This window comes from Phormidium pseudopriestleyi FRX01 (genome assembly GCF_017313335.1).
GTDB lineage: Bacteria > Cyanobacteriota > Cyanobacteriia > Cyanobacteriales > Laspinemataceae > Laspinema > Laspinema pseudopriestleyi.
Map to the genome: position 1 here is coordinate 1 of NZ_JAFLQW010000305.1, position 17,430 is coordinate 17,430.

Genomic DNA, 17,430 nt, shown 5'->3' on the forward strand with positions numbered 1-17,430 from the left:
GCCCAATCACATTCACTTATTTGTTGAGATTCACCCGACAGATGCGATTATATCAAGTCGTGTAGGCGGTTAAAACCGCTCGTGTGGGCTTTCCACCTCGGTCTAAAGACGCGAGGCTACCAGCCCTACCGTGTTTCTCTGGTGTAATTCAGAGAGTTTTGAAGTACCCACTATATGGACGAAGGGAGGGAGCGATCGCCCTACACCAAATCCGCTAAAATTTTCGCATTATCCTTTAACTGTTGGCTACTGATCCGAGTTTGCCCAAGCCCCGTCGCCGTTTGACTCGCCCCTAAATTAATACTCGTCACCACTTCCGTAATTTGTTGAATGGCAATATCCTGCTGCTTGATATTAGCGGCAATTTGTTGAGAACTCAACACCACCGTATTAATCGAGGTGAAAACCATTTCAAATGTTTCCGCTGCTGATTGAATCACCTGCATTAATTGGTCGATTTTTTGAGACCCTTCTACCGTCACCTGCGTTGTCGAATGAATGGAATTTTTGATTTCTTGAACTAACGTATTGATTTGATGAGCAGAGTTTTTACTTTGGTCAGCAAGCTTGCGAATTTCAGCCGCAACCACCCCAAACCCTTTGCCATGCTCTCCCGCTCGAACAGCCTCAATGGCCGCATTTAATGCCAATAACTCTGTCTCCATCGCAATTTCACTCACCAAATTAGAAATAATCCCAATTTTTGCAGTTTGGGTTTCAAGAACTTGAGTTTGTTGCGTTATTTTTCCGGCATTGACTTGTAATGTTTTCATTTCCTGGACTGAGGATTCCATAGCATCCTGTCCGGATTCCGTGAGAGCAATCACCTGTTTACCCTGCATTGAAGTTGATTCAGCTTGGGTCGCAATATGTCGCGACGATGCCGCCAGTTCGCTCACCGTTGCGGTGGTTTGACTCATGGATGCTGCCTGTTGATTCGCAACACTTTCCTGCTCCTCAATCGTGCTTGCGAGTTGAGACGACATTGAGGTTAACTCTAGGGAAACTCCTTCGATGGGGTGAATGATTTTTTCTTGTGTAAATCGAAAGATTAAAAGCACAAGGATTAATAAACTAGCTGTTCCCAATAATATTGAAATCTTCATCCACTGTTCTGCCTGAATCGCCTTCTGTTTTCGCACCATGAGCAACGCATTTTCAACGTCCTCCATGTCATTGATTTGAAATCGAATTTCATCCATAATTTGTTTTCCTTTCCCAGAATTGACCAATACTCTGAGCTGTTCATCCTGTCCATTTTGCTTCAGACGAATCGTTTGATTAAGTTCTGCAAGCTTGTCTGCTATCAACCCATCAATCACAGTGAGTTTTTGAGTTTGCTCAGGGTTATCCTGGAGCAATTCTTTTAAGTCTTTAAATACCATCCTCTCTTTTTCAAGACTTTGATTGTATGGTTCTAGAAAGTCTTGATTTCCCGTGAATAAAAATCCCCGTTGACCAGTTTCAGCATCGATCACCACTTTTTCGAGCAATCGAATATTGGACTTAACTTCATGGGTATGACTCACCCATGCCATAGTTTCTATTAAACTACTATTTGTTGCGTAGGCGATCGCACTGACAACAATGTTGATCAGAGCAATTGTTCCTAAGCCAAGGGACAGGATTTTCCCTAGCTTCCATTGTTGTTTTTGGACTTTCATATTGTTTTGGTTCACTGCTTTGGATTTATAGACTGTTTTTTATGTTTCATAGTTGAGTCCTGATTGTTTCAGATATTATTTTATGGGAACTCGATAACAATCTTTAGCTTAACCCGGAGCTATAGAAGCGGTCAAAGCTGAATGCTTTATATTTTGTTACCAAAAACGATTCATATAATCCTTGACAAAACTGTAACTAATGTTACCATTAAGGAGGAATCCAAGAAAAATGACCTATGTTCTTCATCCGACTCTTGATCCCTTGAGTCTGGAGAGACGAAGTGCGATTGAATCGGGTTAGGGAGTTTGATTAAGACGAAGAATTAGCTTGGATCCGCAGTTGAATTTACCGTGGAGAGGCACTCAATGTTAGAAGCAAAACTCAACCCCTGCGCCAATTTGTTGTATGGCTGGATTCAGCGCAGAGGAAGCGAGGAATCACCCGTTAAGGTGGATTTGCAAGATTTTAAAGCCTGGACGGCAGAATATCGGGACCGTCCTTATAGCGATCGCGAAATTTTTGATGCCTTGCAGCAATTAAAAGAACTTGCAGCGGTGGCGATCGCCAAAACTGAAGTCACTGTCTCTGTTTTACCGAGAAAAATCCAGGGTTCTACCGAGCATCCATCTCTGGAATTATTACTAAATGAGTGCTATATAACCGAAGAAGATTCTGGAAATCAACGCTATGGGAATGATATTTCGGGCGATCGCCCGAATCGATTCTTAATCGTTTCCCTGGTTGTCTTAACCTCTTTCCTCTGTGGACTTATCCCCTTAGTCGCAGTTCAAACCCTGCCTGAAACCCAGGTAGTGCAGGTGGAAACGCTCACACCCTGGAGTGTGCTTGGGGACCACAATACTAATTAAAAGTTTAAATCTATCCATAGACTGAAAAACCCTGGTGCAGCTTTCATAACATCACGAAATCCGTTTTTAAAATCAGCCTGGGTCATCTTGCCCTTGTGTCCGAACGTCATACCCTGACAAGGGTTTGACCTTTTCTGGAGTCGGGGAATCCTCCTGGCATTTAGAAGTCAGGGAACTTTTTTCGTCTATACCAGAGATTGTTCATTGTAGAAGCGATCGCGATCGCCTTTGTAGATGTTTTTAATCGCCTAATTGACCAAGTAAGATCACTTAGTAAATATAGAAATGGCTTGATGATTGAGATAGGCAACAATTTCAGAATAAATATTGACGTTCTAGGCAAATTCAGGTATGGCCTTCTTACCAGCGACCGACCGTGATTCCTTCAACTCCTCAGAAAATCCATTAGCGGTTCTGAGTGGAGATAGCATTTATATTGTTTATCCCAATGGCAAAGTAGAAGCGATCACCAGTCAATTTTTAGAGCGATCGCGGATTAAAAACCTGCTTCAGCGTTGTCAGGTCTGGGGCGACCTGGCTGCTTTTTAAAAAAAGGGATAGCGAGTCATCCAAAATCCGGTGGACATAACCTCAAATCAAAAGAAGAAGATGTAGAAACGCTCCATTTCTCATCTTTACAGCAGTGTGAGGATATAAAATTCAGCTAGAGGGTTACTCACCCGGATTGGGGATTTCCCTGATCAACCTTTTTATTAAGCTAATCAGGGAAAAATTAAGGGGTTGATGAAGACCCCCAAGCCCCCAAAAATATAAAGTCCGCCAATGCGGACTTCCCGAGATTCAAAATTCGGTTTTAAAGTCTGACGACTAGATGTCGCGTTCGCTTAACTCGCGACTAATATGATCAAAGGGTTGATCTACCCAATCCCCGGGTTGAATCCCCGCTTCAGTGATCTTTTCTCTGACCATTTCTTTGAGGATTTGAATCCCGACCACCGTCGGTCCAATGGGGACTCCTAAAGAATTGTAAGTTTCCCGCAATCCTTGCAGAACTCGTTCATCGAGAACGTCGGTATTTCCGGCAACTAAGGCATAACTGGCATACCGCAGATAATAGTCCATATCCCGCAGGCAGGCCGCATAGCGACGGGTCGTATAGGCATTTCCACCCGGACGAATCAACTCAGGTAAATCCGCAAATAAACGGATCCCGGCTTGTTTAACGAGTTCGGCTGCATTGGCATTAATAATTCCAGCCGCTTGTACCCGGACAGTCCCGGTTTGAAAATAGGACTTCAGGTTATCAATGGCGTCGCGATCGAGATAGCGACCTGTGACGTCATAGTTTTTTATCAGGCTTGTGATTGCGTCCCGCATTAAATTTCTTCTCCCAACAGTGTCAACAGATGGTTTACTACTCTTTTGAAACTCCCGATGTCTAAAGACATGGGGATTCTTGCACAGCATTAGAACACAGCCTAATTCTGATGGGCTCTGTCAAAATGCCTCTAATAAGTCCGCTCAAATCTAGTTTGAACTTTCCCTTGACTTTGCGAAGGATATTGGCAGTACCATTGCCATCTGCATTGATACATCCAACTGTTCCAGTCTATAGCAGTAGGCGGTTAAAACCGCTCGTGTGGGCTTTCCACATAGCATCTTTAGAGGCTCCGGCTACCAGCCCTACCGCGTTTCTCTTGTGTTGTGCGTTATCAAGATTCGGGCAACAACAGGACCGATCGCCGAGTATTTTGACCACCTTAATGAGCAAAAATACTTAGGAGGGAGTGAGGCGAATTGGCCTTTGCTTCCCTTCGGACGTCAGATGCTCGAACGTTTGTAGTCTACTACAAAGCGATACCTAGGAACAGACCATCTAGTAATCATAAGAAAGGCGATCGGGGGGAGGGGTCCTTGGTCCTTGGTCCTTGGTCCTTGGTGGATGGTGAGGATGTTTGTAGTAACGACTTGCTGTCGTTGCCAAGAGTGTCATGGCGTCCGCCATGACACTTACCATGAGCGGCGATCGCGCCTGGTATGGGACTGAAGCGATCGCCTCCAAAGGAGCGCGTTACTTGGCGTCAGCCAAGTAACGCGCAAACGACTGAAGTCTTTACTACAAACAATCTCCCCCATCCCCCCCATCCTCCCCCTGAAATCCTTAATATTTTCTCTATTCGTAGACAATCAGAATTGTGGTTAAATCCAACCAGAGTTGTACAGAATACTCAGGAAACAGTTTTTTGTATCAATTGATACAAAAACTCCCTAAGTCAATCCCTAGGATGATTCAGGGATAACGCAACTGAATCTTGGAGCCTGACGAGCGATGGTGCTGTACACCGTTCGATGTGCAACCCGCAGATCCGCGCGATCGCCAACGCCATAAGACAAGGGAGCAGATGCGCTATCCAATCAAGCGCCAGAGGGGAATTTTGCAATGTATTGACCCGGCATTGTTCATGGCGATCGGCACCGACTTCGCCATCGAAATAGACCGATAGATCTGAATCCTCAAAGTTCGCGGGCGCCGACGAATGCCTCTCTTCCCAGTCCTGACCAGGAAAGGGATCCGGCTAGATCTAGGTTCGTACCCAAACCTCTTTGAAATCCTGCCCCTTGTAAGCACGCTCGTTCCCTGCCGTCGATTGACACTAACCTAGAACAGAGGAGATATTAATGTTTCAGACTCCACAAGAAGTTTTAAATTATATCCGCGAGCACGACATCAAGATCATCGATCTCAAGTTCATCGATACGCCAGGAATCTGGCAGCACTGCTCGTTCTATCGCGATCTGATTGACGAAAGTGCCTTCGATGAAGGCGTCGCCTTCGATGGTTCCAGCATCCGGGGTTGGAAAGCCATCAATGAATCGGATATGTCGATGGTCCCCGACCCCACAACGGCCTGGATCGACCCCTTCATGGCCGAGAAAACTCTCAGCATGATTTGCAGCATCAAGGAACCCCGCACCGGCGAATGGTACAGCCGCGACCCCCGCACCATCGCTCAAAAATCCTTGGACTATCTGATTACAACAGGTTTGGGCGATATGGCCTTCATCGGCCCTGAAGCTGAATTCTTCGTGTTTGACGATGTTCGCTTCGATCAAACTGAGAACACTGGCTATTACTACGTCGATTCCGTCGAAGGACGCTGGAACTCCGGTAAGCAAGAACCCGGTGGCAACCTCGGCTATAAACCGGGCTACAAACAAGGGTATTTCCCCGTTGCGCCAACGGATACCCTCCAAGATATGCGGACCGAAATGCTGCTGACTATGGCGGATTGCGGTGTTCCCATTGAAAAGCATCACCATGAAGTCGCCACCGGCGGACAAAATGAATTGGGGATTCGCTTTGCTCCCTTGGTGCAAGCGGCGGACTATTTGATGACCTACAAGTATGTCATCAAAAACGTCGCCAAGAAATATGGCAAGACGGTGACGTTCATGCCGAAGCCTTTATTTAACGATAACGGCTCGGGGATGCACACCCACCAGTCGATCTGGAAAGATGGTCAACCCACCTTCGCCGGGGATCAGTATGCGAATTTGAGCAAGAGTGCACTGCATTACATTGGCGGTTTACTCAAGCACGCACCTGCTTTGTTAGCTATTACTAACCCCACCACGAACTCTTATAAGCGCTTAGTTCCGGGTTTTGAAGCCCCTGTGAACTTGGCTTATTCCCAAGGTAACCGTTCGGCCTCGATCCGGATTCCCCTTTCTGGACCGAATCCGAAGGCGAAACGCATGGAGTTCCGCTGTCCTGATGCCACCTGTAACCCTTACTTGGCATTTGCGGCGATGCTTTGCGCTGGCATTGATGGGATTAAGAATGAAATTGATCCCGGTGATCCTTTAGATGTGGATATCTATGACCTCAGTCCTGAAGAGTTGGCGAAGGTCCCCTCGACTCCTGGTTCTCTGTTGGATGCACTCAAGGCCCTGGAAGCGGATCATGAGTTCCTGACGGCAGGTGGTGTGTTTACGGAAGATTTCATCACTAGCTGGATTGAGTACAAACTCGACAATGAAGTGAACCCGATGCGTTTGCGTCCTCACCCCTATGAGTTTGCACTCTACTACGATTGTTAATTTCTTGGGTTACATACCCTTGGCGAATTAATTAGACAAGGGCCACCCTACCCGGGTGGCCCTTTTTGGTGACGCCACTGAAAAAAAGCGGGTTGACTGGGGTTTTCGTTACAATTATTTATATTAAAACTTCATCGATCGCATTGATTTAGCCCTACCATGACAGATTATCTCACTAAAGTAGCCTATCAAACGGTTCAAAACAGTAAAACCTATTTGAGTCTGGCTCATAAATCCATCAGCAGCCAGTTACTCAAAACCTTCGCACCCCCGCGCGAATCTCAGACGAATCCCATCTCCCCCAAGCTGTTAATGCTCATTCGGGAACGTCTCGATCGCCTGATTGAAACCGACTGGGATGATGCAGAATCCGGTATCTATCCGACGGATCTGCTGTTTGACCATCCCTGGTACGACTTTTTGCGGCAGTATCCTTTGCTCTGTTTAGATCTGCCCAGGGTCTGGAGCAGATCGCAACAAAACAAGCATCAGGAATTTGCCTCCGACATCGATACCAGCAACTATCCGGCCTACTACCTGCAAAACTTCCATCACCAAACTGATGGCTACTTAAGTGATGATTCAGCGAACTTATATGATTTACAGGTAGAATTGTTATTTAATGGGTCTGCCGATGCCATGCGTCGGAGAATTTTAGCCCCCTTAAAGCGATCGCTCAATACCTGGCCTGCCATTCCTCAAAATCAAATCCGCATTTTAGATATCGCCTGTGGCACTGGGCGCACCCTAAAATTCCTCCGAGGAATGCTCCCGAAAGCGGCACTTTTTGGCATGGATTTATCCCCGGCTTACTTGCGAAAAGCCAATGAAATCCTGTCTCAAATTCCGGGTGAATTACCCCAACTCTCCCAGGCCAATGCAGAGGAAATCCCCTATCGGAATGATTATTTTCATGCGGTAACTAGCGTTTTTCTATTCCATGAACTTCCCGCTAACCCTCGACAAAACGTGATTAATGAATGTTTTAGGGTGTTGCAACCCGGGGGGAGTTTGACCCTTTGTGATTCAATTCAGGCCAGTGATTCTCCTGAATTGAAAACAATTCTGGAAAACTTTTCTCAGATGTTTCATGAACCCTACTACCGGAATTATATCCAGGATGATTTAGTCCAGCGGTTAGAAACAGCAGGGTTCACGGATATTCAAATTGAAACCCATTTCATGAGTAAATATTGGACCGCCCGTAAACCTCACTTGAGTGAATAGGTGGGGCAACTTGAAATCGGCGATCGCCCTCATCAAATCAGCCTCCACCCTATTTAAACCTTAACAAGGGTGAGCGACTCAACTGCCGCTACTCAAATTATCAATGCCACAGCAATATATCAGTCCTTGGAGAGTAGACAGAAACGGCATGGATACGCTATACAAGGTCTAAGAAAAACCCAACGATGCACCAGTAGGAACCTGATAATGACAACCGACTTAGAAACCCAATGCACTCCCATCCCTTCTACAGAAGAGTTATTAGAAGAGTCTTCAGAAATTAACCTCGTAGAGGAACTTGAAACCGTCATTGGCAGTTTGGCTCAGGACCAAAAGGTGATGTTCGCGCTCAACGAATCGGGTCATCTTTGGAAATTCAAATACGGCTCCGTTGAAGTGTTCGTGCAACTCTCAGGAACCAGTGATGAGGATACCTTAACAGTTTGGTCTTTCGTCCTCCAACTCCCCGCCAAGAACGAACCCGAGTTAATGCGGAAGTTATTGGAAATGAACTGGTTGAGCACTTATGAAGCCCATTTTGGCATTGTGGACGAACGAATCACGGTCCTGTGTAGTCGCACCGTCATGGATCTCAATCCCAGCGAAATTTCGCGATGCGTCACCATCGTAGCGGCGATCGCCGATGAAAATGATGAACCACTCCTGGCAGAGTACGGACAATAGCACCCTAGGGGTATTAATAGATCATCAATCGATTAATTTACCCCCAATGCCTTAATTGCCGCAGTTAGGGGGTCACTCTAGCCATTTCATGTCCTACATTACCTGTTTAATTAAAGCGCGGTGCGTATTCCTAAAGGCGCTGCGCTTATTTTTGTGCGATTGTTCTGTCCTTGTCGATTTGGTTGATTACCAAATGGTTTGAATCGTCGTTAATGCCTGAATTTTACGGTCACGGGTGACTAAGGGAAGATTTAAAGATAAAGCAGTCGCCGCAATAATCCGGTCTGGCATATCTGGCACGGTTGCCCTGTCAATTTGTCGAACAGTTGCGGCAATATTCCGATCCAACGGTGCTAATAAAATGCCCATATTCGGATTATCCGCTGCATTTAAAACTCGGGTCAGCACCTCATTTACTAAACGCCCTCGTTCAATCAAATAAGAAATTTCTACAATAGAAATAGCAAAAAAATAGATGAAATCTCCCCCAGTCGCTGCTTGTTCTAAAGCATTTAATGCAGATGGAGAAAGTCTGGGCAGGTCAAAAACATACCAAATTATGGTATGCGTATCTGCTACGACGGATGGCATTAAATCATCTCCCGGGGAAAATTACCCCACATCTCTTTCCGGGCTTGGGCAATGTCTTCTTCGGTAATATCAACTTTTAAATCAGCACACAATCCTTTGACGCTCTTTAACGGTCGTTTATGCGGATTCTTTTGCTGAAGAAATTCTGCAAAATCTAATACTTCTTGCTGCTTATCGGGGCTTAATGTCCGCAACTTTTCTAAAACGGCCTGTTCTAAATTCATGGGTTCAGTTCCTCCGTCATCGTTATAAAGCGGTTCCCAGGGTTATTCGCGTACATTTTTGGAGTGCGAGCATCTTGCTCGCTCTTGATAATAGCGAGCAAGATGCTCGCACTTCATAATGTACGCGAATAACTCTGGGAACCGCTATAAGATATTGATATTGTCTAAACTATCATGAGCCTGAACTTTCCCCTTTGTCTACAGGCTTCCACCCTATCCAAAGCACCCTTCATTCTTTACTGATGCACAGTCCCCTTTGGCGATTGATTCCACCGATTCAGGTGAGCGGTTCCATGCAGATGGCAATCGATTTATGGTTACTAGAACAGTATGTCTCGGGGAATCATCCCCCGGTGTTGCGATTTTATACCTGGGACCCCGTTGCGATTTCTCTGGGTTACCATCAACGGCGCTGGCCCCAACGGTGGGAGAATTTAATGTGGCAGGGGATGCCGATTGAGTTGGTGCGGCGTCCGACTGGGGGTCGGGCGGTGCTGCATCAAGGAGATTTGACTTATATGGTGGTGATGTCGGATCCGGATGCCGGGGAGGGGACAGGGGCGAAACGCTCTCCTGTGCCGGGATATGAGGCGATTTGTGAGTTTTTAATCGCGGGTTGGCGCAGTTTGGGGGTTGAGTTACAGTATGGTCGGGCGGGACGAGGATACCGGCAGACGGCGAATTGTTTCGCGACGGCAACGGGTGCGGATTTGGTGTTGCCGTCGGGGGAAAAGTTTATTGGCAGTGCTCAACTCCGGCGCAATGGGGCGGTTTTGCAGCAGGGTTCGATGCAGTTAAACCCCTCGCCGGAGTTGTTTTCTGAGGTTTTTGGAGCGTCAGGACGGGTGCAGGGTTTGCCGGTTCTATCTTTGCCGTTGGAGGGGTTCAGGGAACGGGCGATCGCCTCTTTGGTGGAGTCTGCTTCGGGTTGTTTCAAGGTGCAGTTGATTCCTCAACCTCTTTCTGAGGGTGAATGGGAGGAAATCAATCGCTTCAGTAACCCTGATCTGGGGTGTGGGAAAGACTCGGAGGATGGTTCGGGATTTCTTTGAAGGCAAGTATTTTTTTGGACATTGATACTTCTCAACTCCCATCAACTGCTTAATTTGTGTATGAAACTCCGCTACTCGGTAGCGGTTTTGTGCCTGCCCTATCCCCGAAAAAACTGCCGGAAATCTTCATCTTGGGTACTTAGTTTTACCCAGTCTGCTCCCGCTTTACTTAATTTTTCCACCAGGCGATCGCAGGCGGGGCGTTCGGTGGCATAATGACCGGCGTCGATCAGCACTAAGCTGCGATCGCGGGCTTCCTGGAATTGATGAAATTTGCAATCTGAGGTGAGATAAGCCTCGGCACCAGCTTGGACCACGGCATCGATATAACTGGCTCCTGAACCGCCTAAAACCGCTACCCTGCGGATGCGCTGTTGGGGGTCAGTCGGAGAAACAATCAGTTCGGGCGGCTGCAATTTTTCTTGAATTAGGGTTAACAAATCCCCGAGGGGGAGTGCCGGTTCCAGTTGTCCAATTCGTCCATAGCCGATTCCCGTTTGGGTGGGGACAATTGCCTTGACTTGTTTGAGTTTTAATAGCTGCGCTAAGACATCAGCAGTGCCATGATTCACTTGGTCAAAGTTGGTGTGAGCGCTATAAATGCCGATGCGATGGGTAAAGGCAAGTTTGGCCATTTCGCCAATTGCTTCACCGCTACAGAGGCGATTGACTCCTCCAAAAATCAGGGGATGGTGAGCAAAGATTAAATTAACAGGTTCACCAGTTTGTTGGTGGGCGACTGCTTCTTCCATGACGGCTAAAGTGGGGGTTAAACAGACTAACACCCGCGCCGGTTGGGTTAAGATTCCGGGTTCGATTTGCCACCCACAATTATCCCATTTTTCTTGCCATGCTGGGTTCGCCCAGCCTTCAAACCATTGAATGAGCTCTTCAATCTTCATTTTGCTACTCAGTCATCCCTTTGTACTGTCATTCGTAGAGGTCCCGGGGATCGAATCCTCTATCGAAGTCCTAGGTTTCAGTGTAACAAAGCTGATCCAAGATAGGGGCGATCGCTCGTTTAAGTTGGTAATTTCAGCCCGGGGTGCGCTAATCGACTGAGGATGAAGTCAGGGGCGATCGCATCTAATCTGGGCGACTCCAGCCAAAATTGTCCCCTTTCCGGCTGATCCGGATAGCATCATAATCATTTAAAACAAAATTTTAATCGGGTTGATTCGATTAGTTTGACCCGGAGTGCCTTTCCTGCTCTATTAAAAAGGTAGGCTCCAAACTAAGCCTTATAAATATTCCTCTAGGGAGATTTAATTTGTCAAGTTTAATTTTATAAATAAAAAGTATATCTTTTCTTTATTGAACTCTTCAAACCAGTTGATTTAATATTTATTGTTGGGTTCATGAGGATTTACCTTGAATATTTAATGAAAAATAGTGGATTGGTTTAGATTTAAATACCTAAAATTTTTTCCCTGAGTTTACAACATCTTGAAAAATATGTTATAAACTGAGATAAAGAAAATTACCTCTGACAACCAATCTTATTACCAGGAGTTCGTTTATGGCAAACCTTTGGTCGTTAATTGAAACGAATCGGGGAGAAATCAGCAAAGTGTTGATAGAAACTCCCTTAGCTCAAGTTTTAAGCGGCCCCATTAAAGACCCCGTTGCCATTTTTTTGATTATCATGGCAATGATGCTCGTCGCACCCTTGGTTTTTGAGCGGTTAAAACTGCCGGGAATTGTGGGTCTAATTCTAGCTGGAGTGGTCATCGGACCCTACGGGTTAGGACTATTAGCCCGAGATGAGACAATTGTGCTATTAGGCACAGTGGGATTGTTATTTTTAATGTTTATGGCGGGGTTAGAAACCAGTTTAGAGGACCTCAAACTCAATGCGGATAAAGCCATTGTTTTTGGGTTAGCTACCTTTGCCATTCCAATGGTGTTGGGAACTGGGGCGATGTTGTTGCTAGGATATAGTTGGTTAGCCGCCATTCTAGTTGCCTCTTGTTTTGCCTCTCATACCCTGCTGGCATTGCCAGTTTTGACCCGTCTGGGAATCATGCGAGCTCAAGCGGTAACTGCCACGTTGGGAGGAACCTTAATCACCAATGTTCTGGCTTTGTTAGTGTTAGCCGTCGTTGTCAAAGCATACGGGGGTGAATTAACCTTAGAGTTTTGGCTTTTTCTAATTCCTGCTTTGGTCATTTATACCGTAGCTACCTTGTGGGGAGTTCCCAAACTGGGGCGATGGTTTTTCAGAAAATTTGGTCATGATGAGGGAGCAGAATTTACCTTTGTAGTTGCCACCTTGCTGGTGGTTTCTTATGTGGCTCAATTGATTGAAATCGAGGCAATTATTGGAGCATTTTTAGCGGGAGTAGCGATTACTCAACTGATTCCTGCTTTGAGTCCTTTAATGAATCGGATTCAGTTTATTGGAAACACGCTCTTTGTCCCCTTCTTTCTGTTGTCCGTGGGGATGTTAATTGACCCAATGATTCTGATTAGTGAACCGCGATCGCTCGTGGTGGCTGGGGTCATGATTGCCGCTGAATTTATTGCTAAATATATAGCGGCATGGGGTTCAGGGAAGCTATTTGGCTGGACCTTTCCCAGTACGATGGTCGTATTTGGTTTGTCCGTCGCCCAAGCAGCTTCCACCCTAGCAGCAGTGACAGTTGCTTATGAGATAAAACTGGTCGATGAGGTGACAGTCAATGGCATTATTGCGATGATTCTCGTGAGTTGTATTGCATCTCCCTGGATAACTGCAAAGTGGGGAAAAGATGTGAAACCCGAGGAGAAAACGACCAGCCGTGAAACAGCAGGTTTGACCGATCGCGTTTTAGTTCCCGTTGCGAACCCCAGTACGGAAGATAACCTGTTAAATTTGGCGATTTTACTGGCGAAAAACTCCAAGGGTACATTGCTACCTTTGCACGTTATTTCTGATAAAAATGGCAAGATTTCTCCAGAGCAAAAAATCCAACAAAACCAGTTATTAGCCGCAGCAGAAACGATTGCTCATGCGGCAACTGTAGCCGTGGAAACGATTGGTCGAATTGATGCCGAGATCGCCGGTGGCATCGTGCGTAGTGCCTCAGAACGCAATGCCACCTTAATTATTTGTGGGTGGAAAGGATTCTCTACCTATCAGGAAAATTTCTTTGGCAACGTGATTGATCGCATTGTGCGACGAGCTCCGGTCCCGGTTTTGATTACTCGATTTCCTCACCCCATCGAGAATACTGCCCGAATCTTTGTCGCCGCAACCGAAGCAGAAACTACCTCTGAGGAATTTAAACAAACCCTAGAAATTGCTAACACCATCGCCACTGAACTCAAGGCAAACTTACAGTTATTATTGATTGTCACTGGGGGTTCTCAAGACGTTGATTTTGACCTTGAATCCTTTGGATTGAGTCAAACGACTCCGGTTCAACGCTTACGGGGAAACTTTGTTAGAAAAGTATCGAGAATGCTAAAAACCGATGATTTGTTAGTTTTAACATCGGGTTCCCATCAATATCAAGCATTTGGGTTATCTGGGGGATTAGTAGAACCGGAGGCGATCGTGCGTGCACATCCCGATGTTGCAACGATTGTGGCTCATTTTCCGCCCCGGAGTTAACCCAGATCATCTTTGCGGATGTCACCGAATCGGGTAGGGGCAGTTTCTAGACTACCCCTACCTTATTCGGTAAGAAGTCAGTCTGATTTCAGACAGATTCTGTGACCCTTTCACCCTGGCGATCGCCAGCATCCAGTTCATATTTAGAAGGTTTATTTTTCCATTTATCCATAATATCCTTAAAATATAACTCTTGAATCCAAATCTGAGCTACCACTGTCAATGGTAGAGCTAACAATAATCCCAAAACCCCAAAAATACTGGCAAAGAAAATTTGCGCCACTAGAGTTACCGCCGGTAACAGGGATACTTGTTTTGCCATCACCGTAGGCGTTAACCAATAACTTTCAATTTGTTGAATGATGATATACCAAATCAACACAGCCAAGGCTTTCCATGGGGCATCTAATAACGCAATCATCAAGGGAAATACGGCGCTTATGGTCGGACCAATATTGGGAATGAAATTAAATAATCCCGCCATCAACGCATGAACTAAAACCAGATCCACTTGTAAAATCCAGAGTCCGATTCCACTCAAACTACCAATAAAAATACAATTAATCGTAATTCCGGCAAACCAGTTCCCTAAACCAATTTCGCATTCTGATAAAATCTCATTGGCGCGGCGGCGATAAAAAGAGGGGAATAGTCGGACAAACGCCTGTTGATATTCCACCGGATTGGCTAACAGCATCAAAGTCAGAACTATCACAAACAGAAGTTGAAAAGCAATTTTAAAGGAATTAGAGAAAAAATCGAAAAAATTGGTGACCGATCGCAGGACGAAGGGCTGCAACTGTACAATCAACTCAGCCAGACTTGGCGGTTGAGGTAACCAAATCGGCAACTGAGTTTCCAGCGATCGCAGCCAAACCCGCAACGCGAGAAACACTTGCGGTAATAGCTCAATCATCCGTTGGGATTGTTCGAGAAACTGGGGAACCACCAGCCAAATAAACAGCACATTGAACAGCACCGTCAAACTCAGAGTGATGAAAATAGCAACTGTGCGGTTGAGACGTAATCGCTTCTGGAACTGCTTGGCAATACTATTGAGAACAGTGGCAAAAACGATCGCCACAAATAACAGTAACAACAATTGCCGAATTTCCCACAGAATATAAAGGGAAATCAGAATGGCAACAAACCCCAGCCATTGACCAAATTTCACAGGTGTTGCTCGTTTAGATAATAGACTTTCCTTTAGGAATATAGCCCATGACCTCTCCAAATTGGGGAGAAGATCCTCTATATTCAGGGCAGGCGACTGCTCATGCCCAGTAAAAAATCCCCGGACCCGCCCGCTTGGGTGATATTCTGAACCATTGGACTAGCAATTATTCAAACCATGCCCGCGCCGAGCACCTCTACCATCACAGCATTTCCCCTGACAGCAGTTGTCGGTCAGGAAGCGATTAAACTCGCGCTACTGTTAACCTCAGTAGACCCCGGATTGGGAGGACTGGCGATCGCCGGTCGTCGGGGAACCGCCAAATCCGTGATGGCGCGTGCCATTCACGCCCTGTTGCCCCCAATTGAAGTAGTCAAAGACTCCATCGCCAACTGCAATCCCACCAATCCCGATGAATGGGACGACCTCACCCGAGAAACTTATCCGACCCAATCTATCAACGGCACTACCCCGGATGAGATTCCCACCCAAATCATTCCCGCCCCCTTTGTGCAAATCCCCCTCGGGGTCACAGAAGACCGTCTTTTAGGGTCCGTGGATGTAGAACAGTCGGTCAAGCAAGGAGACTCAGTATTTCAACCCGGTTTACTCGCCCAAGCACATCGGGGAGTGCTCTATATCGATGAAATCAACCTCCTTGATGACCAAATCGCCAACCTGCTGTTAAGCGTCCTCACCGATGGACGCAACCAAATCGAACGGGAAGGAATTAGCTTCCAACATCCCTGCAAACCCCTATTTATCGCCACCTATAACCCCGAGGAAGGGTCCCTGCGCGAACATCTACTCGATCGCATTGCCATTACCCTCTCCGCCGATGGGGTCCTCGGCCTAGATCAGCGCGTGGAAGCAGTAGAACAAGCCCTATCTTACTCCGCCTCTCCCCAGGAATTCTTACATCAATACACCGAAGATATCGACAACCTCAAAACCCAAATTCTCCTCGCCCGAGAATGGTTAAAGGATGTCGAAATTCAATCGGACCAAATCGCCTATCTCGTCAATGAAGCCCTCCGAGGCGGCGTTCAGGGTCATCGCGCCGAATTATTTGCCCTGCGCGTCGCCAAGGCATCAGCGGCCCTGGATGGTCGAACCTCCGTCAATGCAGAGGACCTGCGTCGGGCGGTGGAATTGGTGATTGTTCCCCGTTCGACGATTGTCCAAACCCCACCGGAGGAGGAACAACCCCCGCCGCCACCGCCACCGCCGCCGCCGCAAGACAACTCAGATCAGCAACAAGACGAACCGGACGAGGAAGAACCCGAAGAACAAGAAGAACAAGAAGAACAGGAACAACCGGAACAGGAACAAAGTATTCCCGAAGAGTTTTTGTTCGACCCCGAAGGGGTGATCATGGACCCGAGTGTGTTGTATTTCGCACAAATGGCGAAACGGCAAGGCAAGTCTGGCAGTCGCTCAATTATTTTTTCTGACGATCGCGGACGGTATATTAAGCCGATGTTACCGAAGGGCAAGGTCCAACGGGTGGCGGTGGATGCTACGTTACGCGCTGCTGCACCCTATCAAAAAGCCCGTCGGGAACGGCAACCGGACCGCAAGGTGATTGTAGAACAGGGGGATTTGCGATCAAAGCGGTTGGCCAGAAAAGCCGGGTCTTTAATCATCTTTGTAGTGGATGCCTCGGGTTCGATGGCACTCAACCGGATGCAGTCGGCCAAAGGGGCTGTATTACAACTGCTGACGGAAGCGTATCAAAACCGCGACCAAATCGCTTTGATTCCGTTCCGAGGAGAAAAGGCGGATGTTTTGTTACCTCCGACGCGCTCAATTACTTCCGCCCGTAGACGGTTGGAACGGTTGCCCTGTGGCGGTGGATCACCCTTAGCGCATGGATTGACGACCGCTGTGCGGGTGGGATTAAATGCTCAACAATCTGGGGATATCGGTCAGGTGGCGATCGTTGCCATTACTGATGGACGGGGGAATGTTTCCTTGTCTCGGTCCTTGGGCGAACCGGCGATCGAAGGTGAGAAACCGGATATTAAGGGTGAACTGCTGGAGATTGCCGGGAAGATTCGCGGGGTGGGAATGCAACTGTTGATGATTGATACAGAGAATAAGTTTGTTTCAACTGGGTTTGCGAAAGAGTTGGCAAAAGCGGCAGGGGGTCGATATTATAGTTTACCCAAGGCCACGGACCGGGCGATCGCAGATATGGCCAGAGGTGCCCTAGCAGAAATGAAGTCTCGCTAGGACCGGGGTACCGGATTAAGTCTCAAGAGGGTAGGGTGACCAAACCCCTACA

At 46.9% G+C, this 17,430-nt stretch carries 15 protein-coding genes; 9 read left to right on the plus strand and 6 right to left on the minus strand.

Annotated elements, in window-relative coordinates; genetic code table 11:
* Positions 1 to 200: 200 nt before the first annotated feature.
* A complete protein-coding gene (locus tag J0895_RS11375; RefSeq protein ID WP_207088205.1) occupies positions 201 to 1,664 on the minus strand; it encodes a CHASE3 domain-containing protein in 1,464 nt (487 codons plus the stop codon).
* A 366-nt stretch (positions 1,665 to 2,030) separates the two neighbouring features.
* Here J0895_RS11375 and J0895_RS11380 point away from each other — a divergent pair, with 366 nt between their 5' ends.
* Positions 2,031 to 2,534 carry a hypothetical protein gene (locus J0895_RS11380; RefSeq protein ID WP_207088206.1) on the plus strand — a complete coding sequence of 168 codons (504 nt, stop codon included), beginning with the start codon at positions 2,031 to 2,033 and terminating at the stop codon, positions 2,532 to 2,534.
* A gap of 351 nt (positions 2,535 to 2,885) precedes the next feature.
* The gene (locus J0895_RS11385; RefSeq protein WP_207088207.1) at positions 2,886 to 3,083 is read left to right on the plus strand and encodes a hypothetical protein; all 198 of its coding nucleotides are present in this window, start codon (positions 2,886 to 2,888) and stop codon (positions 3,081 to 3,083) included.
* Between the two features lie 279 nt (positions 3,084 to 3,362).
* Here the strand turns inward: J0895_RS11385 and apcB are convergent, their stop codons facing one another.
* Positions 3,363 to 3,872, minus strand: a complete 510-nt coding sequence (apcB, locus tag J0895_RS11390) for an allophycocyanin subunit beta (RefSeq protein ID WP_207088208.1) — start codon at positions 3,870 to 3,872, stop codon at positions 3,363 to 3,365.
* Between the two features lie 935 nt (positions 3,873 to 4,807).
* On the opposite strand from apcB, the gene J0895_RS11395 reads away from it, so the two are divergent.
* The 4 genes from J0895_RS11395 (at position 4,808) to J0895_RS11410 (ending at position 8,507) form a co-directional block, all read left to right on the plus strand.
* Positions 4,808 to 4,999 (plus strand): hypothetical protein, encoded by a 192-nt coding sequence (locus tag J0895_RS11395; RefSeq protein ID WP_207088209.1) that lies wholly within the window; start codon positions 4,808 to 4,810, stop codon positions 4,997 to 4,999.
* 175 nt (positions 5,000 to 5,174) lie between these two features.
* Positions 5,175 to 6,596: a type I glutamate--ammonia ligase gene (gene glnA, locus J0895_RS11400; protein ID WP_207088210.1), complete on the plus strand. Its 1,422-nt coding sequence runs from the start codon at positions 5,175 to 5,177 to the stop codon at positions 6,594 to 6,596.
* Positions 6,597 to 6,755: 159 nt separating this feature from the next.
* Positions 6,756 to 7,823 (plus strand): class I SAM-dependent methyltransferase, encoded by a 1,068-nt coding sequence (locus J0895_RS11405; protein ID WP_207088211.1) that lies wholly within the window; start codon positions 6,756 to 6,758, stop codon positions 7,821 to 7,823.
* Positions 7,824 to 8,030: 207 nt separating this feature from the next.
* Positions 8,031 to 8,507: a YbjN domain-containing protein gene (locus tag J0895_RS11410; RefSeq protein WP_207088212.1), complete on the plus strand. Its 477-nt coding sequence runs from the start codon at positions 8,031 to 8,033 to the stop codon at positions 8,505 to 8,507.
* A 186-nt stretch (positions 8,508 to 8,693) separates the two neighbouring features.
* Here the strand turns inward: J0895_RS11410 and J0895_RS11415 are convergent, their stop codons facing one another.
* Positions 8,694 to 9,098, minus strand: a complete 405-nt coding sequence (locus J0895_RS11415; RefSeq protein WP_207088213.1) for a type II toxin-antitoxin system VapC family toxin — start codon at positions 9,096 to 9,098, stop codon at positions 8,694 to 8,696.
* On the minus strand, positions 9,098 to 9,322 hold the full coding sequence (locus tag J0895_RS11420; RefSeq protein WP_207088214.1) for a DUF2281 domain-containing protein: 225 nt from the start codon (positions 9,320 to 9,322) through the stop codon (positions 9,098 to 9,100). The genes J0895_RS11415 and J0895_RS11420 overlap by 1 nt, the downstream gene beginning before the upstream one ends.
* 242 nt (positions 9,323 to 9,564) lie before the next feature.
* Here J0895_RS11420 and J0895_RS11425 point away from each other — a divergent pair, with 242 nt between their 5' ends.
* Positions 9,565 to 10,374, plus strand: coding sequence for a lipoate--protein ligase family protein (locus J0895_RS11425; protein ID WP_207088215.1), 810 nt, complete (start codon positions 9,565 to 9,567; stop codon positions 10,372 to 10,374).
* A 98-nt stretch (positions 10,375 to 10,472) separates the two neighbouring features.
* Here J0895_RS11425 and J0895_RS11430 read toward each other — a convergent pair whose 3' ends face one another.
* Positions 10,473 to 11,276, minus strand: coding sequence for a Nif3-like dinuclear metal center hexameric protein (locus J0895_RS11430; protein WP_207088216.1), 804 nt, complete (start codon positions 11,274 to 11,276; stop codon positions 10,473 to 10,475).
* A 617-nt stretch (positions 11,277 to 11,893) separates the two neighbouring features.
* On the opposite strand from J0895_RS11430, the gene J0895_RS11435 reads away from it, so the two are divergent.
* Positions 11,894 to 13,969 (plus strand): cation:proton antiporter, encoded by a 2,076-nt coding sequence (locus tag J0895_RS11435; RefSeq protein ID WP_207088217.1) that lies wholly within the window; start codon positions 11,894 to 11,896, stop codon positions 13,967 to 13,969.
* Positions 13,970 to 14,057: 88 nt separating this feature from the next.
* On the opposite strand, the gene J0895_RS11440 is transcribed toward J0895_RS11435, so the two are convergent.
* Positions 14,058 to 15,143, minus strand: coding sequence for an AI-2E family transporter (locus J0895_RS11440; RefSeq protein ID WP_207088218.1), 1,086 nt, complete (start codon positions 15,141 to 15,143; stop codon positions 14,058 to 14,060).
* A 177-nt stretch (positions 15,144 to 15,320) separates the two neighbouring features.
* Between J0895_RS11440 and bchD the strand changes: the two genes are divergently transcribed.
* On the plus strand, positions 15,321 to 17,378 hold the full coding sequence (bchD, locus tag J0895_RS11445) for a magnesium chelatase ATPase subunit D (protein WP_207088219.1): 2,058 nt from the start codon (positions 15,321 to 15,323) through the stop codon (positions 17,376 to 17,378).
* The last annotated feature ends 52 nt before the right edge of the window (positions 17,379 to 17,430 follow it).

What these genes read in the sequence shown, in the direction of transcription:
- J0895_RS11375 (WP_207088205.1), bottom strand. Translation starts at nt 1,664, where the DNA reads ATGAAAGTCCAAAAACAACAATGGAAGCTAGGGAAAATCCTGTCCCTT.
- J0895_RS11380 (WP_207088206.1), top strand. Translation starts at nt 2,031, where the DNA reads ATGTTAGAAGCAAAACTCAACCCCTGCGCCAATTTGTTGTATGGCTGG.
- J0895_RS11385 (WP_207088207.1), top strand. Translation starts at nt 2,886, where the DNA reads ATGGCCTTCTTACCAGCGACCGACCGTGATTCCTTCAACTCCTCAGAA.
- apcB (WP_207088208.1), bottom strand. Translation starts at nt 3,872, where the DNA reads ATGCGGGACGCAATCACAAGCCTGATAAAAAACTATGACGTCACAGGT.
- glnA (WP_207088210.1), top strand. Translation starts at nt 5,175, where the DNA reads ATGTTTCAGACTCCACAAGAAGTTTTAAATTATATCCGCGAGCACGAC.
- J0895_RS11405 (WP_207088211.1), top strand. Translation starts at nt 6,756, where the DNA reads ATGACAGATTATCTCACTAAAGTAGCCTATCAAACGGTTCAAAACAGT.
- J0895_RS11410 (WP_207088212.1), top strand. Translation starts at nt 8,031, where the DNA reads ATGACAACCGACTTAGAAACCCAATGCACTCCCATCCCTTCTACAGAA.
- J0895_RS11415 (WP_207088213.1), bottom strand. Translation starts at nt 9,098, where the DNA reads ATGCCATCCGTCGTAGCAGATACGCATACCATAATTTGGTATGTTTTT.
- J0895_RS11420 (WP_207088214.1), bottom strand. Translation starts at nt 9,322, where the DNA reads ATGAATTTAGAACAGGCCGTTTTAGAAAAGTTGCGGACATTAAGCCCC.
- J0895_RS11425 (WP_207088215.1), top strand. Translation starts at nt 9,565, where the DNA reads ATGCACAGTCCCCTTTGGCGATTGATTCCACCGATTCAGGTGAGCGGT.
- J0895_RS11430 (WP_207088216.1), bottom strand. Translation starts at nt 11,276, where the DNA reads ATGAAGATTGAAGAGCTCATTCAATGGTTTGAAGGCTGGGCGAACCCA.
- J0895_RS11435 (WP_207088217.1), top strand. Translation starts at nt 11,894, where the DNA reads ATGGCAAACCTTTGGTCGTTAATTGAAACGAATCGGGGAGAAATCAGC.
- bchD (WP_207088219.1), top strand. Translation starts at nt 15,321, where the DNA reads ATGCCCGCGCCGAGCACCTCTACCATCACAGCATTTCCCCTGACAGCA.